The 20,496-nt window shown below is 42.8% G+C and carries 18 protein-coding genes and 1 pseudogene; 11 read left to right on the top strand and 8 right to left on the bottom strand.

The features are described from left to right. Nucleotides 1-39: 39 nt before the first annotated feature. On the bottom strand, nucleotides 40-669 hold the full coding sequence (gene msrA, locus PR799_RS14470) for a peptide-methionine (S)-S-oxide reductase MsrA (protein ID WP_154628837.1): 630 nt from the start codon (nucleotides 667-669) through the stop codon (nucleotides 40-42). A gap of 133 nt (nucleotides 670-802) precedes the next feature. On the opposite strand from msrA, the gene tamA reads away from it, so the two are divergent. The 3 genes from tamA to PR799_RS14455 are packed head-to-tail and all read left to right on the top strand — an operon-like array spanning nucleotide 803 to nucleotide 6,663. Next, complete coding sequence (gene tamA / locus PR799_RS14465; RefSeq protein ID WP_272522530.1) at nucleotides 803-2,545, top strand: autotransporter assembly complex protein TamA; 1,743 nt, start codon at nucleotides 803-805, stop codon at nucleotides 2,543-2,545. Continuing rightward, nucleotides 2,542-6,312 (top strand): autotransporter assembly complex protein TamB, encoded by a 3,771-nt coding sequence (tamB, locus tag PR799_RS14460; protein WP_272522529.1) that lies wholly within the window; start codon nucleotides 2,542-2,544, stop codon nucleotides 6,310-6,312. The genes tamA and tamB overlap by 4 nt, the downstream gene beginning before the upstream one ends. 3 nt (nucleotides 6,313-6,315) lie before the next feature. Then, complete coding sequence (locus PR799_RS14455) at nucleotides 6,316-6,663, top strand: gamma-glutamylcyclotransferase family protein (protein ID WP_154603036.1); 348 nt, start codon at nucleotides 6,316-6,318, stop codon at nucleotides 6,661-6,663. Nucleotides 6,664-7,305: 642 nt separating this feature from the next. Here PR799_RS14455 and ppa read toward each other — a convergent pair. Then, the gene (ppa, locus tag PR799_RS14450) at nucleotides 7,306-7,836 is read right to left on the bottom strand and encodes an inorganic diphosphatase (RefSeq protein ID WP_006658000.1); all 531 of its coding nucleotides are present in this window, start codon (nucleotides 7,834-7,836) and stop codon (nucleotides 7,306-7,308) included. Nucleotides 7,837-7,974: 138 nt separating this feature from the next. Then, a complete protein-coding gene (fbp, locus tag PR799_RS14445; RefSeq protein ID WP_036949007.1) occupies nucleotides 7,975-8,982 on the bottom strand; it encodes a class 1 fructose-bisphosphatase in 1,008 nt (335 codons plus the stop codon). Nucleotides 8,983-9,145: 163 nt separating this feature from the next. On the opposite strand from fbp, the gene mpl reads away from it, so the two are divergent. After that, nucleotides 9,146-10,525 (top strand): UDP-N-acetylmuramate:L-alanyl-gamma-D-glutamyl-meso-diaminopimelate ligase, encoded by a 1,380-nt coding sequence (gene mpl / locus PR799_RS14440; protein WP_272522528.1) that lies wholly within the window; start codon nucleotides 9,146-9,148, stop codon nucleotides 10,523-10,525. Nucleotides 10,526-10,601: 76 nt separating this feature from the next. On the opposite strand, the gene PR799_RS14435 is transcribed toward mpl, so the two are convergent. Then, on the bottom strand, nucleotides 10,602-11,012 hold the full coding sequence (locus PR799_RS14435; protein WP_181477670.1) for a DUF6122 family protein: 411 nt from the start codon (nucleotides 11,010-11,012) through the stop codon (nucleotides 10,602-10,604). A 107-nt stretch (nucleotides 11,013-11,119) separates the two neighbouring features. Beyond that, the gene (gene argR, locus PR799_RS14430; protein ID WP_036949013.1) at nucleotides 11,120-11,590 is read right to left on the bottom strand and encodes a transcriptional regulator ArgR; all 471 of its coding nucleotides are present in this window, start codon (nucleotides 11,588-11,590) and stop codon (nucleotides 11,120-11,122) included. A 472-nt stretch (nucleotides 11,591-12,062) separates the two neighbouring features. On the opposite strand from argR, the gene mdh reads away from it, so the two are divergent. After that, entirely contained in the window at nucleotides 12,063-13,001 is a 939-nt protein-coding gene (gene mdh / locus PR799_RS14425; protein WP_272522527.1) for a malate dehydrogenase, read from the top strand. Nucleotides 13,002-13,264: 263 nt separating this feature from the next. Here mdh and PR799_RS14420 read toward each other — a convergent pair. Next, nucleotides 13,265-13,519, bottom strand: a pseudogene (locus PR799_RS14420) (helix-turn-helix domain-containing protein); the annotation flags it as partial. Between the two features lie 556 nt (nucleotides 13,520-14,075). Between PR799_RS14420 and PR799_RS14415 the strand changes: the two are divergent. Both PR799_RS14415 and PR799_RS14410 read left to right on the top strand, forming a co-directional pair. Continuing rightward, entirely contained in the window at nucleotides 14,076-14,432 is a 357-nt protein-coding gene (locus PR799_RS14415; protein WP_154628833.1) for a DNA-binding protein, read from the top strand. Nucleotides 14,433-14,532: 100 nt separating this feature from the next. Continuing rightward, the gene (locus PR799_RS14410; RefSeq protein WP_154603030.1) at nucleotides 14,533-14,892 is read left to right on the top strand and encodes a DNA-binding protein; all 360 of its coding nucleotides are present in this window, start codon (nucleotides 14,533-14,535) and stop codon (nucleotides 14,890-14,892) included. A gap of 62 nt (nucleotides 14,893-14,954) precedes the next feature. On the opposite strand, the gene ispB is transcribed toward PR799_RS14410, so the two are convergent. Continuing rightward, nucleotides 14,955-15,926 carry an octaprenyl diphosphate synthase gene (gene ispB, locus PR799_RS14405; RefSeq protein ID WP_154628832.1) on the bottom strand — a complete coding sequence of 324 codons (972 nt, stop codon included), beginning with the start codon at nucleotides 15,924-15,926 and terminating at the stop codon, nucleotides 14,955-14,957. 334 nt (nucleotides 15,927-16,260) lie between these two features. Between ispB and rplU the strand changes: the two genes are divergently transcribed. From rplU to cgtA, 3 genes are all read left to right on the top strand, one after another. Continuing rightward, nucleotides 16,261-16,569: a 50S ribosomal protein L21 gene (gene rplU / locus PR799_RS14400; RefSeq protein WP_006658010.1), complete on the top strand. Its 309-nt coding sequence runs from the start codon at nucleotides 16,261-16,263 to the stop codon at nucleotides 16,567-16,569. Between the two features lie 19 nt (nucleotides 16,570-16,588). After that, complete coding sequence (gene rpmA, locus PR799_RS14395; RefSeq protein ID WP_004905922.1) at nucleotides 16,589-16,846, top strand: 50S ribosomal protein L27; 258 nt, start codon at nucleotides 16,589-16,591, stop codon at nucleotides 16,844-16,846. 132 nt (nucleotides 16,847-16,978) lie between these two features. Then, entirely contained in the window at nucleotides 16,979-18,154 is a 1,176-nt protein-coding gene (gene cgtA, locus PR799_RS14390; RefSeq protein WP_272522526.1) for an Obg family GTPase CgtA, read from the top strand. Nucleotides 18,155-18,239: 85 nt separating this feature from the next. Here cgtA and dacB read toward each other — a convergent pair whose 3' ends face one another. Next, entirely contained in the window at nucleotides 18,240-19,688 is a 1,449-nt protein-coding gene (gene dacB / locus PR799_RS14385; protein ID WP_272522525.1) for a serine-type D-Ala-D-Ala carboxypeptidase, read from the bottom strand. A gap of 255 nt (nucleotides 19,689-19,943) precedes the next feature. Between dacB and greA the strand changes: the two genes are divergently transcribed. After that, the gene (gene greA / locus PR799_RS14380; RefSeq protein ID WP_154628829.1) at nucleotides 19,944-20,420 is read left to right on the top strand and encodes a transcription elongation factor GreA; all 477 of its coding nucleotides are present in this window, start codon (nucleotides 19,944-19,946) and stop codon (nucleotides 20,418-20,420) included. Nucleotides 20,421-20,496 lie beyond the last annotated feature (76 nt).

The following is a 20,496-nucleotide window of genomic DNA, read 5'->3' as shown; positions in this document are numbered from 1 at the left end:
CTATTTTATCTGGCTATATATTCGTCATTATAAAATCATTCAAGAAGGAAGGCAGACCCCAATGCCACCAAGCCCACAATAGCCGTTGGGGTTTTTATACAGATATTGCTGGTGATAATCCTCTGCAAAATAGAAGGTTTCGAGTGGTCGAATTTCGGTGGTGATCGGGCGGTTATCTTGTTTTTCAGCCATCGCCAGTTGGTAAGCTTCGCGGGTTTGCATCGCCAGTTGATATTGTTCATCTGACACGGTGTAAATTGCTGAGCGATATTGGGTACCAATATCATTACCTTGGCGCATACCTTGGGCTGGGTCGTGGTTTTCCCAAAATAGTGTTAACAGCTGAGCAAATGAAATGATTTCAGGGTCAAAAACCACGCGAACGACTTCAGTATGTCCGGTTAATCCGGTACACACTTCTTCATAGGTTGGGTTAGGCGTGAGTCCACCGCTGTAACCTGCGGATGTCGTATAAATTCCTGTTTGTTGCCAAAATAATCGTTCCACACCCCAGAAGCAACCCATTGCAAAATAAGCAATTTCCATATTCTTAGGAATAATCTCAATCGAATGATGGGTCACTGCATGATAAGGTGACAACGCCATTGATGTGTGGCGGCCCGGAAGTGCTTGAAATTCATTATCGGACTGAAATTGATTAAAAGTCATAACGATTCCTAAATACAATCAGTATAGAAATAAAGTAAAAATTGGGATAAAAACTTGTGTCAGTGGTCTATTTTACTCAAAATAAGTCGTTGTTGAATAATAAGTCAAATTGTCTATCACCCTAGGAGCAGGCGTGTCGAAATATCTTACCCTTTGTGTAGTATGCCTAACAACGGCGGTACCAGCGGTATTTGCTGCGAATCTACGCCTTAATATTGAAGGGCTTGAAGGGCAACTCAACCAGAATGTCCGTATTCAGCTTTCTAATATTTCACAAGATGAAGTCGTTGCAAATGGACGTTTTCGTGCTCGAGTAGAAAAAGCGATTCGTGAAGGGTTAAAACCACTGGGATATTATGAGCCTACGGTAGAATTTAGCTATGAAGAGAAAACCCCTCCTGCCCGTTCCATTTTGACGGCCAAAGTTTCTCCGGGGGAGCCTATTCTTCTACAAGGTGTCAATGTGGTGTTAGAAGGGGGAGCGAAAACAGACCCTGATTACGCCAAGATGCTGAAAACGAGCACGCCGAAATATGGCACCATCCAAAATGATGGTGACTATGAAGACTTCAAAGGTAAATTTAGCAGCCTAGCTATCCGTAAAGGGTATTTCGATGCCATGATGGAAAAAAGCCAGCTAGGCATTTCTGTTGATCATCATGCTGCCTATTGGGATTTTGATTTTAACAGTGGTGAGCGCTACCGCTTTGGTAAATTAACCTTTGAAGGCTCACAAATTCGTAAGGACTACCTCGAAAACCTCTCTCCTTTTAAAGAAGGGGAATATTACACGTCAGAACAGCTCGCAGAATATAACCAACGTTTGGCATCAACAGGGTGGTTCAACTCTGCGCTAGTCACGCCGAATATTCAAAAAGCCCGTGAAGAGCATACAGATTTATTACCCATGGAAGGGGTTATGATCCCTAGAGCGCAAAACTTCCTTGAGCTGGGTGGTGGTTACGCGACCGATGTGGGGCCCCGCGTAAAAGCGATATGGAATAAGCCGTGGATTAACTCACGGGGACAAAGTTTAACCTCCAGCATTAGCCTCTCTCAGCCGGAACAGCTGATTGATGCCAGCTATAAAATTCCACTCAAAGCGAACCCTCTAGAGCAATATTATGCGATTCAAGGTGGGTTTAAACGTACGGATTTGAACGATACTCAATCGAATACCACCACGCTAAACGTGTCTCGTAATTGGGACTATTCAAGCGGTTGGCAGTATGGCGTGAATATGCGCTGGATGTTGAGTAACTTTACCCAGGCGGATGTGACCAACACGACGATGTTGCTGTATCCGGGGGCAAACGTTAGCCGAATTCGCCAAAAAGGTGGCGTAATGCCAACCTGGGGTGATAGCCAGCGTTATTCTATCGATTACTCGAATAAAATATGGGGCTCGGATATCGATTTCTTAGTATTGCAAGCCAAGAATGTGTGGATCCGCACGCCATGGGAAGGGCACCGGTTTGTTGTGCGTGGAAACCTTGGTTGGATTGAAACCAATAATTTTGACAAAGTCCCGCCAGACTTACGTTTCTTTGCTGGGGGTGACGGTAGCGTTCGTGGTTACGGTTATCAAAAAATTTCCCCAGAAGATAGTAGCGGTAAGCTCACTGGGGCATCCAAGCTGGCGGTTGGATCCGTCGAATATCAATATAATTTCACGGGTAACTGGTGGGGTGCCACTTTTATTGATAGTGGTGAAGCGGTAGACGATTTCAAAAATAGTGATTTTAAAACGGGTGCTGGTGTGGGGATCCGCTGGGTTTCTCCGGTTGGACCGATTAAATTTGATTTAGCCAAACCTATTGGTGACCCAGATAATAACAAAATTCAGTTTTACATCGGATTGGGGACAGAACTATGAAATGGATGAAATGGCTAAAGTGGATTGCAATCACCATTTTACTATTGTTAGTTCTGGTCGTTGGTGCGCTGTATTGGGTGTTAGGTACCAAATCGGGTCTGCATTTTGCGTTGAACTCGGCCACACGTTTTGTACCTGAACTGACCATTGCCTCCATTGATGGTGACATTAATGATTTGACGCTCTCTGGCGTGAAGTACCAAATGCCGGGTGTGGATGTGGATGCGAAGAAAATCCACCTTGCGTTACGTTTAAAGTGCCTGACCAGCCGTGAAGTCTGTATTGATGATTTATCAACAGAAAGCGTGATGGTGAATGTGGATACTAGCCAATTCCCACCGTCTGAAGAGACACCGCCTTCTGAGCCGCTAACAGAACTTAATGCCCCGCTAACCATTCGTTTAGCTCAATTAGCATTAGTCGATACTCACGTTAATGTTGATGGCACCGTGATTGATCTCGACAAGTTTGCTACGGGGATCACATGGCAAAAAAGAGCTATCGAAATCACGCCAACTGATATTATTAACCTTGCCATAAACTTACCGCCTAGCGAGCCGACTGAGGCGCCAAAATCGGTTGAACCCGCCGTACCTGAAGGTGAGCAACCTTCCCTTGGTGAACAGCTTAAAACGTTATTTTCTAAGCCGCTATTAGCGGATCTTCCTGAAATTATTCTACCGGTTGACCTGAATATTGAGGGGATCAATGCCTCTAATTTCCAATTAAAAGGCGACACGGAAATGACGATTAATAGCCTGAATTTGAAGTTAGAAAATGCAGGGCAGGATGTTTTATTGAAGCAGCTAAAAGTCGATGCACCTCAAGGAAATGTTGCGGTTTCTGGATCGATTTCCCTGCAAGAAAAATGGCCAGTCGCACTATCCGTTATTGGTGAAAGCCGCCTTGAAGATTTAAATGGGCAGAAAGTCGATTTAACACTTAAGGGTGGGTTAATGGATGAGCTGATGCTGGCATTGAATCTGAATGGCCCAATTACGGCGACATTAGAAGCTCAGACTGATTTAGCGCAGGCAGATTTTCCGATTGAGTTGACTTTAGAAAGCAAAAAATTAACTTGGCCGCTGGTGGGTGAAAGCCAATATAAGCTTGATGACACTCGCTTACGCTTAAATGGCCGTCCTTCTAGCTATGACCTTTCATTGCGTTCGGCCATCACGGGGCAAGACCTACCGCCATCTAAGTTATTATTAGATGCAAAAGGGAACGAGGAAAAAATTGATTTAACCCGTTTACGCTTATCTGCATTACAAGGTAATGCAGACCTATCAGGGGTGGCGGATTGGAGTAAAGCCATTAGCTGGAATATGGTGCTGACGTTATCGGGTATTAATACGGCGAAGCAATACCCAGAATGGCCCGCGAAAGTTGAAGGGAAAATTGCCACGCGAGGTAGCCTATATGGTGGAAGCTGGCAGTTAGAAATCCCTGAAATCACCTTAGATGGTAATGTTAAACAGCACATATTAAAGGCGCGTGGACAAGCCAAAGGGAATGCCGCAGGGCAATGGAATATCCCAGATTTTAACCTCTTGCTGGGTAAAAACAGCGTGAATGTGAAGGGCTCTTTAGCGGATAAATGGAACCTTGATGCCAAAATTAATGCCCCAGCGTTGAATGGGTTAGTGCCTGGACTAGGCGGCGTGATCATCGGGGATTTAAAACTTCGCGGTGATTTACAAGCCCCACAAGCACTGGCGGATTTAACGGCGCGTGGCGTGAGATGGCAAGATTTGACGGTTGAGACCACCACCGTTAAAGGTAACGTGGCAACAGGTGACCAAATCAAAGGTGACTTATCTGTGGTGGTGCGTGGACTGCGCCAAGCGGATTTAGCCATTAGTAACCTAACGCTAGATGCCAAAGGGACTGAAAAACAGCATACGTTAAAACTGAATGTGACAGGGAAACCCGTTTCAGGACAGCTCGCGCTGGCAGGGGGCTTTGATCGCCAGACGGAAGTGTGGAAAGGGAATTTAAGCAATACCTTATTTGATACTGAGGTTGGAGAATGGCGCCTGAATCAAGCCATGTCCTTGAACTACAATAACACCACGCAAGAAGTGGTCATTGGTCGCCATTGCTGGGTAAACCCGAATGCTCGCGTGTGTGTGCCGAAGCCAGTTAAAGCGGGTAAAAGTGGTAGCGCTGATATTGTATTAGAACGTTTTGATCTTGCGATGATCAAACCATTTATGCCAAGTGATACTCGCGTAAATGGGGTGTTTACAGGGCGTGCAAATGCCATCTGGAAAGCGGATGGTAGCCTGCCACAAGTGAAAGTGGATTTGAGCGGTGATGGGGTCAAGGTCGTGCAGTTTGTTGATGGTGCGCGTTTGCCTATCGCGTTTGATACGTTGACATTAAATGCGGGTATTAAGAACGGTCGCGCGGATCTGAATTGGTTGTTGAAGATTGCAGACAATGGTCAATTTAAAGGTAATGTGCAAATTTCTGACCTCGAAAGAAAGCGTTTACTCTCCGGCAATATTGAAATTAACGCCATTACATTAGGTTTAATTAAACCGTTACTTGGCGAAAAAGACATTGCGAATGGAAACCTGAATGCAAATCTACGTGTCGGTGGCTCGGCGCATAACCCGCTAATGAATGGTAATGTCACGTTATCTGGGCTAGAAGTGAAGTCGGGGCTGATTCCGTTTGATATTCAAAATAGCCAATTAGCGATTAACTTCAATGGTACCAGTTCAGTCATGACTGGGCAGATCAAAACCCCAGAGGGTTACCTAAATATTGATGGTGATGCGGATTGGCGCAACATTGATGCATGGCGAGCGAAAGTGCTGGCGAGAGGGAGTAACTTACGAGTTTCTCTGCCGCCAATGATCAAAATTGATGTGCAGCCTGATTTGATTCTGGAAGCGTCACCGAAATTGCTGACCTTAAATGGTAGCGTCACTATTCCATGGGCGCGTATTACGGTGCAAGAATTACCTGAGTCTGCGGTGAGTGCGTCTTCGGATGTGGTCATGCTGGATGCACAGCTTAAACCGATCAGTCCGAAACAGCCGTCGATTCCAATTCAAACCAATTTGAATATTAATATTGGTAATGATGTGCGTCTGGATGCGTTTGGATTAAAAGCGCGACTCACTGGTTTATTGAAAGTCGCTCAAAATAAACAAGGGTTAAGCTTAAATGGTCAGGTGGATATTCCATCAGGACGTTTCCGCGCTTATGGGCAAGATTTGATTGTGCGTAAAGGGCTGATTCAATTCTCGGGGCCTGCTGATCAGCCGTTCTTAAACTTAGAAGCGATTCGTAACCCTGAAAACACGGCCGACGATGTGATTGCCGGTGTGAAGGTAACAGGACTTGCCGATAAACCAAAGGTTGAGATATTCTCTGAGCCCGCAAAAACCCAGCAAGAGGCACTTTCCTATCTGTTAAGAGGGGAAGGGCTCGATAGCGGGGACGCGAATGGGTCACAAATGACCTCGATGTTGATCGGGTTGGGGGTTGCTCAAAGTGGTCAATTGGTAGGTAAAATTGGTGAAACATTTGGAGTGTCAGATTTAGCCGTCGATACGCAGGGTGTGGGTGACAGTTCGAAAGTGGTTGTGAGTGGGAAAATTACGAACGACTTGCAAGTTAAGTATGGAGTTGGCATATTTGATTCTTTAGCGACGCTCACTTTACGCTATAGGGTCATGCCGAAACTGTTTTTAGAAGCCGTTTCTGGCGTTAATCAGGCTTTGGACCTGCTTTATCAATTCGAGTTTTAATATATGCGTATCATTGTTTATGGCAGTTTAAGGCGCAAGCAAGGGAATCATCACTGGATGACTTATGCTCAGCTGCTAGGTGAGCATAAGCTAGAAGGTTATGAACTGTATGACCTTGGATATTATCCAGCGGTTATCAGAGGGAATGGCACGATTGAATGCGAAGTTTATCGTATCAATCCGTCTATTCTGACTGAGTTAGACGAACTAAAGAAAAATTCACAAGATTATGAGCGTGAGTTAATTCCAACACCTTATGGTAATGCGTGGATTTATCTCTATAAACACTCAGTTGAAGGCCTGCCTCACATTAAAAGTGGTGATTGGCTGAAGCGCCATGAAGAAGAGTAATCAGTAGTTTATCTGTAATGAGTCATCAAGAAAAACGCCGAGCATTGAAAATTCAGTGGTCGGCGTTTTTTATAGATGTTAAGCGCGGCTCATTGCTTTGAGCATTTTCACAAACTCATCAATATGATGGCGTTCTATTGTTGGGTTCATAAAGACCACTTTTTCTCCTGATGTACACAAAACGGTTATGTTCGGCATAAGTTGAGCAGGCGATGGAATCAGCATATTGAAGTTGTTTGAATTTTTCGATGGTGTGGCGTAATCCAAGCTGTGTAGCTTCGTTGATAGCGAGCGGGTTGGTATTAACATCATAATTAATGAAGAAATTAAAAGTTACTCTGGCTTTTTTTTACTAAGGAAATATATTCCTATATTGATAGGCTAATCACAGATTTATAATCTAATAGATATTTATTTTTAATTGTTATTATTTCGTTTTTTTTATTAAAAGCGGATTAATTAATTCAACTAAATTTAAATATTCCGGCGTTTAATTCTGGTTGTTGTTTTGGGTTGTATGGCTGTCGATATATATCACTGAATAATATGAAATTGTGAAAAAAATTAATATTGTGAGGGGAAGATATAGGTAAAAAAAGCACTGGCAAAAACCAGCGCTTTTCTATCTACAGAAGGGATTAATTATTTTTTTGCAGCGCGTTCGAAAGAAGCGATGATTTCAGCTTTAGCTGCTTCTGCATTCTCCCAACCGTCAACTTTAACCCACTTGCCTTTTTCTAAATCTTTGTAATGCTCAAAGAAGTGAGTGATTTGCGCACGCAGCAGTTCAGGAATGTCGTTCACATCTTTGATGTGATCGTATTCTTTGCTCAGTTTAGTGTGCGGTACTGCAACTAATTTCGCATCTTCACCAGATTCGTCAGTCATTTTCAGTACGCCAACTGGACGGCAACGGATAACTGAACCTGGTTGTAATGGGTATGGAGTTGGTACTAAAACGTCAACTGGGTCACCATCTAAAGATAGGGTGTTGTTGATGTAACCGTAGTTGCACGGATAGAACATCGCAGTAGACATGAAACGGTCTACAAACAGTGCGCCAGATTCTTTATCAACTTCATATTTGATTGGATCAGCGTTAGCTGGGATTTCGATGATTACGTAGATATCTTCAGGCAGTTCTTTACCTGCCGGTACATTGTTCAGGCCCATTAAAATGTATCCTTATGAGTGCTTAAAATAACGTGGGGGACATTATAGCCGTAAAGAGAGGTAAAACTCACTAGTTGGAGAGAAATTCAGTCAAAAAAGGCGAGAGAGTCTCGCCTTCAGGTCAAACGGAATGTTTGATTATTCTGCGTCAGGGTACTCACGCATAAAGGATTCCGCCTTCTCCACCATGGCTTTCGTTCCCACAAAGAACGGCACACGTTGATGCAGCTTGGTTGGGATGATGTCTAACACGCGGTTAGTACCATCACTTGCTTTACCGCCCGCTTGTTCTGCTAAGAATGAAATTGGGTTGCATTCGTACAGAAGGCGCAGTTTACCTGTTGGGTGGCTAGCTGTGCTTGGGTAAATGTAAATACCGCCTTTGAGTAAGTTACGGTGGAAGTCTGCTACTAAAGAGCCGATATAACGCGTGGTATATGGGCGGTTTGTTGCTTTGTCTTCTTCCTGACAGTATTTAATATATTTCTTAACGCCCATAGGGAACTTGATGTAGTTACCTTCGTTAATGGAATACATTTTACCTTCTGCTGGGAACATGACTTTTTCATGAGACAGACAGAATACACCTAATGATGGGTCGTAGGTGAAGGCATGAACGCCGAAACCAGTGGTGTATACCAGCATGGTTGATGAACCGTAAACCACATAGCCCGCAGCAACTTGGCGGTTACCTGGTTGTAAGAAGTCAGCTTCTGTAACCGGTTGACCAATTGGAGTAATACGGTGGTAGATAGAGAAGATTGTTCCAACGGAAACGTTTACATCGATATTCGAAGAACCATCCAGAGGGTCCATTAAAACGACATATTTCGCGTTTTCTGCACGGTCACCTTCGAAAATGACGATTTCATCTTCTTCTTCTGAGGCGATACCGGCGACTTCTCCGCGCGCTTTCAAAGCCGCTTTCAGTTTTTCGTTTGCATACAGGTCAAGCTTCATCTGAACTTCACCTTGAACATTCGAAACACCGCTTGTGCCGAGAATGTCAACGAGTCCAGCTTTGTTAATATCACGATGGATAATTTTAGCGCCCAGTTTGATTGCTGACAGTAATGCAGTCAGCTCACCTGTTGCATGAGGAAAATCTTGTTGCTTTTCGACGATGAATTCGCCTAATGTTTTCATGACGAAGGTCCTGAATAAAATTGACAGAAATTTGCGGGTCTTTATTGTACCCTCGGGCGGAGAGTTTATCTAAATAAAGAAAAGATTAATAGGCTAATACATTTATAAACCTGTGATTGATGAGTAGAATAGTGACAAACCTCATGCTATTGGATGGAAAAGAATGCACATACATATTTTAGGCATATGCGGAACCTTCATGGGCAGCTTAGCTATTTTAGCTCGTTCGTTAGGGCACAAAGTGACTGGGTCCGACGCAAACGTCTACCCACCGATGAGTACGTTGCTTGAAAAGCAAGGCATTGAACTCATTCAAGGATTCGACCCTGCGCAGTTAGATCCAACCCCTGATATGGTGGTGATTGGGAATGCGATGACCCGTGGAAATCCATGTGTTGAAGCCGTATTAGAGCGTGGTTTACCTTATACCTCTGGTCCACAGTGGCTTCATGATCATGTTCTTCCTGAGCGCTGGGTATTGGCAGTTGCAGGGACTCACGGTAAAACAACAACTGCGGGAATGCTGGCGTGGATCCTGCAAGATTGTGGCTATGAGCCTGGTTTTCTGATTGGCGGTGTGCCAGGAAACTTTGATGTTTCGTCTCAGATTGGTAAAAGTCCTTTCTTTGTTATTGAAGCGGATGAGTATGATTGCGCATTCTTTGATAAGCGATCCAAATTCGTACATTACAGCCCTAAAACGCTGATTTTGAATAACCTCGAATTCGATCACGCGGATATTTTTGAAAATCTCGAAGCGATTCAAAAGCAATTCCATCACTTGGTGCGTATTGTGCCAAGTAGCGGCAAAATCTTTATGCCGAGTAACGACAATAACCTCAAGCAAGTGATGAATATGGGGTGTTGGAGCGAACAAGAGTTGGTGGGAGAAAACGGTGAGTGGCATGCCGTAAAACTTAATCATGATGGCAGCCAGTTTGAGGTGTATTACCAACAAGAAAAAGTGGGCGAAGTGAATTGGTCCCAAGTCGGTAATCACAATATCCAAAATGGCTTGATGGCGATTGCTGCTGCACACCATGTTGGTGTACCTGCGAAAGAAGCTTGTTTAGCATTGGATAAATTTATTAATGCCCGTCGCCGTCTTGAGTTACGTGGTGTTGAAAATGAGGTCAGTGTTTATGATGACTTCGCTCATCATCCAACGGCAATTTTAGCGACGTTAGAAGCATTACGTAGCAAAGTTGGCGGTACTTCTCGTATTATTGCTGTACTGGAACCTCGTTCAAATACCATGAAAATGGGGATCAGTAAAAATGATATCGCACCCGCTTTAGGTCGTGCGGATGAAGTCTTCTTATTCCAACCTAGCAATATTCCGTGGATGGTCACAGAAATTGCAGAGCATTGTGTACAGCCTGCGCGCTGGCACGCAGATATTGATACTCTCGCTAATATGGTGGTGGAGACGGCTCAGCCCGGTGACCATATTCTGGTGATGAGTAATGGCGGTTTTGGTGGTATTCATGAAAAACTGCTGGCAGGGCTAAAGCATAAAGCTGAAGCAAAATCTGACGAGTAATATGACGAATAGTATATAAGCACTATCGTGAATCAGAGCCCTAATCTAAGCCCTAACCTAAGTTAGGGCTTTTTCGTCATAGCTGCTGAGGAAGTTCGATGTTTGCGCGTTCTGGCAATCCGGAGCAGCTTAACACAGTGCCTTGCATCTCTTTTTTAACGCTTCCAAGATAACAATCCACTGAGTCTGTAAATAAGTGGAACAGGCAGCCGACGGCGATGGCTTTGAATTTCCATGAAGGGAAGAAAAATAAGACGACATAAGCGATGGCAGCCCAAATGGTGTGCATAGGATGGAAACCTACGCCGCAACGATCAGGATCGAAAATAGGATCGGCGAGAAGGTGATCGAGGTCGATAACCATGGTGGAAACCATTAAGAGCCCGGCTAGCTTCCAGTTTTTTCGCCAAAATAAATAGCCAAATAAAAAGGGCACTAAAAAATGGAAACCGTAGTGAACGATGTTCCGTAAGATCTCAAATAACACGGGCTTATCTCGATATGAATCAGTGGAAGACGCGTCACTATAGAGCTAAAAATACAAAGAGGGAACTGGGTTCCCTCTTTTTCGATATCTAAAATTTTTCGAAAGGACTAAAGTTCTTGTTCGAAAAGCACCAAAATGGCTTCGTACAGCTCACGCGTTGTGAAATCGTTGGTTGGCGTTGAGAAAATTGTATCATCGCCAGCAATGCTGCCTAAGATGCCTTCAGCTTTGCCTAAGGAGTCTAGCAGGCGAGCAATTAACTGTGCAGCTCCTGGGCTGGTACGGATCACAACAACAGAGTGGTTGTAGTCAACATCCAGAACTAAGTTCTTCAGTGGGCTGGTGGCAGTAGGGACACCAGGCTCAGTTGGTAAGCAATACACCATTTCCATTTTTGCGTTGCGGGTACGTACAGCACCAAACTTCGTCAACATTCTGGAAATTTTAGATTGATTAATGTTTTCGAAGCCTTGTTCTTGAAGAGCGATCACAATTTCGGCTTGTGAACTGAATTTTTCTTCTTTAAGGAGTGCCTTAAAGGCTTTTACCAAGTCTTCTTGTTTCGACATAGTGCGCATAATTAACCCATCTTTTGGTATTAAACTGAGTTGTATTATGTTGAAAAGTGCATTTTTATGCAAGAAAATTGATTTTTAGAGTATTTAATGAGCGATTTAAGATAAGGTTTTTCTGGTAGTAATAAGGGGTTTATCTTAAATTATTGGTTCGAAATTTAACTTAAAAATGAATTGATTTAACAATAAGTTACTGTAAAAAATTTGTTAAATAATCAGGCGGTGCTGAATTAAATCGTCAAATAAAATTAGGTTTAATGTTAAATGCAATAGCAATAAAAACTATTTGTTAAAAAAGTGTCCGTTATCTCATTAACAGATAAGGAATTTGTTTAGAATAGAGCTATTGTGTTGGTGATTTATCTCGCGTTAACACTTCTCTCTAACTGTTAAAGAATTGTTTTTTATAAGTAATGTGTTTAGTGCGTAGTCAGATGAATTCATATATTTTAAAGTACAATTAAGGAGTTTTAGAATGAAAGTTGCAGTCCTAGGTGCAGCAGGTGGTATCGGTCAGGCTCTCGCCCTTCTTCTCAAAAACCAGCTCCCAGCAGGTTCAGAACTCTCCCTCTACGACATCGCGCCAGTAACTCCAGGTGTTGCCGCTGACTTAAGCCACATCCCTACCGACGTTAAAGTGGTTGGTTTCGCGGGTGAAGATGCAACCCCAGCACTGAAAGGTGCGGATGTAGTATTAATTTCTGCCGGTGTCGCACGTAAGCCAGGTATGGATCGCTCTGACCTGTTCAATGTGAACGCAGGCATTGTACGTAACCTTGTTCAGCAAATCTCGGTTACCTGCCCGAAAGCACTGATCGGTATTATCACTAACCCAGTGAACACCACCGTTGCTATCGCGGCCGAAGTACTGAAGAAAGCTGGCGTGTATGATAAAAACCGTCTGTTCGGTGTAACGACACTGGATATCATCCGTTCAAATACTTTCGTTGCTGAATTAAAAGGCAAGAAAACTCACGAAGTTGAAGTGCCAGTTATTGGTGGTCACTCAGGTGTGACAATCCTGCCATTACTGTCTCAAATTCCTGGTGTTAGCTTCACTGATGAAGAAATCGCAGCACTGACTAAGCGTATTCAAAACGCAGGTACTGAAGTGGTTGAAGCTAAAGCGGGTGGCGGATCAGCAACACTGTCTATGGGCCAAGCGGCAGCGCGTCTGGGCTTATCTTTGATCCGTGGTCTGCAAGGCGAAAGCAATGTGGTTGAGTGTGTATACACTGAAGGTGAAGGCGAACACGCTCGCTTCTTCGCTCAACCTGTTGTATTAGGCAAAAACGGTATCGAAAAACATTTACCAATTGGTAAATTAAGTGCATTTGAAGAGAAAGCACTGAAAGATATGTTAAGCGTACTGAAAGCAGATATCGAATTAGGTGAAAAATTCATTAATGGCTAATGCCAATTAAGATTTAGCGCTTAAATAAGGGCGGAATTGCTGTCATGCGATTCCGCCCTTTATTTTTTATACTTGGTAAGTTTTCACTTATCAAAATAAGGGGAAGCCCCTTGAAGGTACAATGAATGAATCTTGCCATTTTTCAAGAAAATGGTTAGGCGTCTTATCTTTCAGTTCTGATCAAAAATAGCGACTGATTTTAGATTTTTTTCCTCTTCTAGTTCCTTGTTTTCTAATTCACCTGTCTCCTGGATTTTCTTTGGCTTTTCACGAACTTTTCTTTCTAATAAATCACCCGTCATTGGATCATAATAGCGACTAGGCCAGATTTCTGATGGATGTATGCCTAAAAAGTTTGCGATGATCCATTCACCTTTAGGCCAAGGTCTCGATAGCGCGTTCGCGAGTGTTGATGAGCTCAGCCCTGCTTCGCGAGAAATCGCCGCTAGGGTTGTTCCACGTTTGCGTAAAGCCGCAATGATATCTGCTGGGTGCCAGTTTGATTTCCGTAACATCATTTTTTAATCCTTTTTTCACTCAGAATCATGTAGAGTTAGTGGTACATCTAACAGAGTATTGTGATACATTCAGTGCAATCGTTCTGTTATTGGAAATAAAATAACAGAATTTCCCAATAATAATTTCTGATTTTTTCTAAAAGTTTATTTTTATGAAACTATCGTTGTTTTTATGAAAATAACGGAAAGGTTCAGATGATTATTGTGAATTTAGCTAACACTTTGAAAATAAAAATAACTCATTTTAGTTAGCTCTCTGTTTTTTATATTTTCTTATATTTATTCTGTTTATCGCGAAGATTTATATTTCTTAATAATGTATTGAATTATTTGAAAAGAATGGATTTCTGAATCAGCACGATAAATCCATCAATATAAAATAGTTGATACAAAGTTATTGGTATAACTAGTGGATATACAAAAGAAAGTATCTATATCGATATAATTTATTAACTATTATATTTAAATATTAAAAATGGATATTGAAACGATTAAGAAAATAAAGAAAGTTTATAGTGAATCGAAGTTGTCATCATAATGACAAGGAGCGTCGATAATGAACAAGGAATGGTTAACAGCAAAAGAGCTCGTTGGACGCCAAGGGCTTCCGACAAGTACCCAAGGCATCAATGCCATGGCGAGGCGAGAAAAGTGGTTGAGTCGAAAGCGAAGAGGTATTCAAGGAAAAGCATTGGAATACCATATTAGCTCGGTTCCCATTGATTTCGAAGAGTTCACTGTGATGTATGAAACTTCGGTAGGTTATCAAATGAAGCGTGATGAACATGCGCATATTTGGCAAGAAGCTTATAACCAGCTTTCCCATGATGAACGTATGAAGATCTTATCGTTTATTATGCGTAAAGGTGCTTTAGCTTTAATTCACCTTATTAATCAAAATAGCCATACATAGATTACATACAGTATTGAATCGAATATATTTTTAGAAAAATAACTTTGGTATAGCGACAAAAGCAGGTTGCAAAATATAAGCTAAGCGTAAAAGTGATATTATGAAAAAATTGTGGTTCACTGCGAAAGAATTAGCAGGATTAGAAGGCCTTCCATCTTCACCTCAGGGAATTAACTTAATGGCGAGAAGGGAAGGCTGGAAAAATCGTCGTAAAAGAGGTGTTCAGGGGAAGGCCGTTGAATACTATATGGAAAGCTTGCCGAATGAGATCCAAGGTCAGCTGTCACTTCATGAGCCATCAACACCGTATCAAGTGCAACGTATTGATGCACTGCAAATTTGGTCTGAGGCTTATTACCAACTGACGGAAGATGAGCGCAAAATGTTTGTGAAATACATTCTGCGTCACGGCTTATCATCGCTATTGGCAAAAATTGAGCCTGAACCAGAAGATGAATAACCATGAAAAAAGGGTGAAATTGGTTTCACCCTTTTTAATATTGGTTTCGAGCGCTATCGTAATTATGAATGGCGCTGAATAGCAACGTGCGCTAAACCAATTAACGCTTCTTTATACACAGAGTCTTCCAGAGCATTTAAAGCATCAATGGCTTTTTGAGCTTCTTCCTGCGCGCGTTGGTAAGTGTATTCTAATGAACCGCAGCGTTTCATTGTGCCAAGGACGGTATCTAAGAGATGGCGACCATTTCCTTGCTCAATCGCTTGCCTAATTAATGCAGACTCTTCCGCATTCCCATGCTGCATTGCGTGCAACAGTGGCAGTGTTGGTTTCCCTTCATCAAGATCATCGCCAGTATTTTTACCTAACTGGGTATTATCTGCATCATAATCTAGAAGATCGTCAACTAACTGGAATGCGGTCCCAATATAGCGACCATAATCTTGCAGCGCTTTCTCTTGCTCAGGCGTGGCATTGGCTAAGATAGCGGATGCATGAGAAGCCGCTTCAAACAGGCGGGCGGTTTTACTGTAGATCACTTGCATGTAGCTCTCTTCAGTAATGTTAGGATCGTTGCAGTTCATTAATTGTAAAACTTCACCTTCAGCGATCACGTTCGTGGCTTCAGACATCAGTTTTAAAACACGCATCGAATCCAGATCCGTCATCATTTGGAAGGATCGAGTATAAATAAAGTCGCCGACTAATACGCTTGCCGCGTTACCAAATACGGCGTTAGCTGTCTGTTTTCCACGACGCATATCAGATTCATCGACCACATCATCGTGTAATAAAGTGGCGGTATGGATGAATTCGATTAATGCAGCAACTTGAATATGTTTGTGTTCAGAATAGCCAAGGGATCGTCCTGCGAGGATCGCGATCATTGGACGGATCCTTTTTCCGCCCCCGCTAACGATGTAATAACCTAATTGATTAATTAATGCTACGTCTGAGTTTAATTGGCTGAGGATCGCTTCATTTACTGCTGACATATCCTCGGCTGTCAGTTCAACGATAGATTCTAAATTCATTGTAATATATTCATATTATTAGTTTTTGGGGTATTCCCTAAGTCAAAAATGGGAAAACCGATATCACAGTAATGGCGTAAGCATAACACTATTAATAATAAGATTATCGGGTGAAATGCAAAAAATGTTTAAATAAGTAACAATTCAAGATATTCCTAAGAAATCAGCCGGAAAAAGATAGGGCCGATAAAAAAGTCGTATTTTTTGTAATCTAACTGCATTATAGGCTTGTGTTCTGCTGCTTTTTTGCGTAGAATTCGCGCCCTATTGTGAATATTTTATAGCGTACTCTGGAATTGAAATATTTAGCGGGTACGCGGAAAGCGGAGTTAATATGTACGCGGTTTTCCAAAGTGGTGGTAAACAACACCGAGTTAGCGAAGGTCAAACTGTTCGCTTAGAAAAGCTGGACATCGCAACAGGTGAAACTGTTGAATTTGATCACGTTCTGATGGTTGCTAATGGCGATGAGATCCAAATCGGTGCTCCTATCGTTGAAGGCGTTAAAGTGAAAGCGGAAGTGGTTGCACACGGTCGTGGCGATAAAGTTAAAATCGTTAAGTTCCGTCGTCGTAAACACAGCCGTAAGCAGCAAGGTCACCGTCAGTGGTTCACTGATGTTAAGATCACTGTCATCGCTTAAGATTTAGGAGAGCAGATTAATGGCACATAAAAAGGCTGGTGGTTCGACTCGTAACGGTCGTGACTCAGAAGCAAAACGTTTAGGTGTTAAACGTTTTGGTGGTGAAGCTGTATTAGCAGGTAGCATCATCGTTCGTCAACGTGGTACTAAGTTCCACGCAGGTAACAACGTTGGTTGTGGCCGTGACCACACTCTGTTCGCATTAGCGGACGGTAAAGTTAAATTTGAAGTTAAAGGTCCTAACAATCGTAAATTTATCAGCATCGAAGCTGAATAAGTTTTCTGACTTTTAATTTTTGAATTAAAGCCCTGCAAAAACCTTTTGCGGGGCTTTTTATATTCAGAATATGCCATCTCTGGGTAATACCGCCATCAGGCACTATAATGGCCAGCAGACGGAGAAAGAATTATGAAATTTGTAGATGAAGCCAAAATTTTGGTCGTGGCAGGAGATGGTGGCAATGGTTGTGTCAGCTTCCGCCGTGAAAAATATATCCCGAAAGGTGGACCTGACGGTGGTGACGGTGGTGATGGTGGTGATGTCTATTTACAGGCAGACGAAAACCTCAACACACTGATTGACTATCGTTTTGAAAAATCATTTCGTGCAGAACGTGGTCAAAATGGTCAAAGCCGTGAGTGTACAGGTAAGCGTGGTGAAGACATCACGGTTAAAGTCCCTGTAGGAACGCGTGTACGCGATCTTGGCACCAATGAAGTACTCTGTGACATGACTCGTCACGATCAACGCCATATGGTCGCTAAAGGCGGTTTCCATGGGCTTGGTAATACTCGTTTTAAATCTTCCGTTAACCGTGCACCGCGTCAGCGTACCATGGGAACGAAAGGTGAAACGCGTGAAATCTTATTAGAGCTGATGTTATTGGCTGATGTGGGAATGCTAGGTATGCCGAATACTGGTAAATCTACATTTATTCGTTCAGTATCAGCAGCGAAGCCAAAAGTTGCCGACTATCCATTTACAACCTTGGTTCCAAGCCTCGGCGTGGTACGTATGGATAACGAGCAGAGCTTTGTGGTTGCAGATATTCCTGGATTGATCGAAGGTGCTGCGGAAGGTGCAGGCCTTGGGATCCAATTCCTGAAGCACTTAGAGCGTTGTCGCGTATTGCTGCACCTTATCGACATTTGCCCAATCGATGAATCCGATCCGGTGGAAAACGCCAAGATCATCGTCGGTGAGTTAGAGAAATACAGCGAAAAACTGGCTCAGAAGCCACGCTGGTTAGTCTTCAACAAAGTGGATATCTTAGGCGAAGAAGAGTCTGCAAAACGTGCAGCTGAAATTGCTAAAGGTATGGGCTGGGAAGATAAGTATTATATGATTTCTGCCGTGAACCACGAAGGTGTAAAAGCACTGTGTTGGGATATCATGGAGTTCATGAATACTCAGCCGCGTGATATGGCTGTTGAAGATGAAAACAGCCAACCAGAAAAAGTTGAATTTATGTGGGATGATTACCATAAAGAGCAGCTATCTGGTGCAGAAGATCTTGATGACGATTGGGATGATGATTGGGATGAAGATGACGATGAAGGCGTCGAATTCATCTACCAAAAATAATTATCTTTGAGTCATATAAAAAGGCACAACTTGCGAAGGTTGTGCCTTTTTTATTATAAAGATCTTAAAAGGATCTTTAGGGGGATCAGTTCTTTTGGTAAAGATCGCGATAGAGGCGGCTTTCAAAGCGAACTAATGGTACACGGCGGCTATTATATTGGCTCTGTGGAACGGCATAAGCGGAAATAAACTGGACGAATGCCACTTTTTCACCGCTTGCGGTAGTAATAAAGCCCGCAAGGTTATAAACCCCTTGTAATGCACCCGTTTTCGCTGACACCTTGCCATTGACTCCTGCCTCATCTAAACCACCACGGTAACGAAGTGTCCCATCGTGCCCTGCGAGTGGTAGCATCGAAATGTAATCGAGCTGTTGGTCATTTTTAGCGATAAATTGCAAAACTTGCATCATGGTCGCTGGAGTTATCAAGTTATGGCGAGATAAGCCAGAGCCATCCACCATCACGGTGTTGCCTAAATCAATACCGGCTTTTTGCTTGAGGACCTGCCTTACTGCATCAGAGCCTGATCGCCAGGTACCTGGAACGCCGTAATAATCACGACCAATCGTTCTAAATACCGTATCTGCTATCATGTTATCTGACTTTTTCAGCATGATTTTTAAGAGGTCATGCAGCGGCTTGGACTCAGTTTTGACGAGTACTTGAGATTGTGGCGTTTGTTGGGTGCGTTTTTTAACTGAGCCGGATAATTCAATACCTGCGATCTGCAACTCATTTTTGACGATAGCGCCGGAGTAGCTTGCCCCATTTTGTACTGCAAATGCGAGCGGTAATGGCTCACTACGCTGGGTTAAGCAGCCTGTTAATGTGTAGCGGTTCAATTCACCGGGAACAACATCCAGCTCGCAGTAACGAGCTTCTGGCGAGCCTTTAGCGAGAGTTTTGACTTCACTAAACATATTTACAGGGTAGAAGCTGGCTGTTTTGATATACGCCATTTCTCCCGCTTTATCTGACGGATAAAGGGAAACTGAGAAACAGTTTCTATCAATGATGGCAGCAGCCGGTGGAGCACTGAAGCACTGGGTCATATCGTTCCATACCCAGCCCGGCGCTTTGTCATGGCTTGCAAAAGCAGAAATATCGACAATAAGATCACCATCGACTTTATGAATGCCAATCTGCTTTAACGCATTGACCATATTGCGAATTTGCTGACGTGTTAACGTAGGGTCGCCACTAAAGCGGATCACCAAGTCGCCGGATAACGTGTTGTTATTGAGCTTTCCGTTTGTCTCGAAGTTAGTGACGAAACGGTAGTCCGGACCTAGCTGTAGTAATGCCGCGAGGGCGGTTACTACTTTCTGCGTACTGGCAGGCAGAGCCATTTGCTGAGCGTTATAATCAATAAGAGGGGTATTACTTCCTACTTTCTGCGCAACCAGAGCAAGGTTAGTGCCGTCAGGGAGATACTGTTTATAATCATCGATAGGGATTGCAGCTGCTTGCGAAGTAATGAATGCAAGTCCTAAAGTGAAGATTAATTTTCTGGTTGATGTTAGTAGCGACATATATTTCACGCATTAGGGTAGACATACTGCACATACTAAAGTGTAATGCCCAATAAAGTAAACGATGATCAGCTATTAACTCTCAGTTAAAATAGCGAACAGTATGATAAGATAAGTCACAAGTTGGTCTGATTGAGTTATTGACACCTTAAGTTTTTGAACACCCCCTACGTACTATAGTGTTCGGTGTACTGTTGTTACAAAATCAGGAAGATACTTATTTTTAGATAGGATTGAATTAGAGGTATTTATCAAATGAAACAGATTCCAATGACGGTATTTGGTGCTAACAAGCTAAGAGAAGAGCTCGAGTATCTGAAATCTGTCCGTCGTCCTGAAATTATTGCTTCTATTGCAGAAGCTCGTGAACATGGCGATTTAAAAGAAAACGCTGAATATCATGCTGCGCGTGAGCAGCAAGGCTTTTGTGAAGGTCGTATTCAAGAAATTGAATCTAAACTTTCTCACTCTCAAGTGATTGACGTTACCAAAATGGCAAATAATGGCCGAGTGATCTTTGGTGCGACGGTTTCCGTATTGAATTTGGATACCGATGAAGAGTTAACCTACCGTATCGTAGGTGATGATGAAGCTGATATTAAAGTGAACTTAATTTCAGTGAATTCACCGATTGCGCGCGGATTAGTGGGTAAAGAAGTTGATGATGTCGTAATGATTAAGACGCCGGGCGGAGATGTTGAGTTCGAAATTCTTAAAGTTGAGTATATCTGATTCCTATTTCCCTGAATTGGTTATATTATTTTACTGATTTAGAGAGAAAGGCCGCAGGCGGCCTTTTTCGTCATAT

The organism is Providencia sp. PROV202 (assembly GCF_028479565.1).
Classification (GTDB): domain Bacteria; phylum Pseudomonadota; class Gammaproteobacteria; order Enterobacterales; family Enterobacteriaceae; genus Providencia; species Providencia zhijiangensis.
This window is presented reverse-complemented; position numbering and strand designations above follow the sequence as displayed.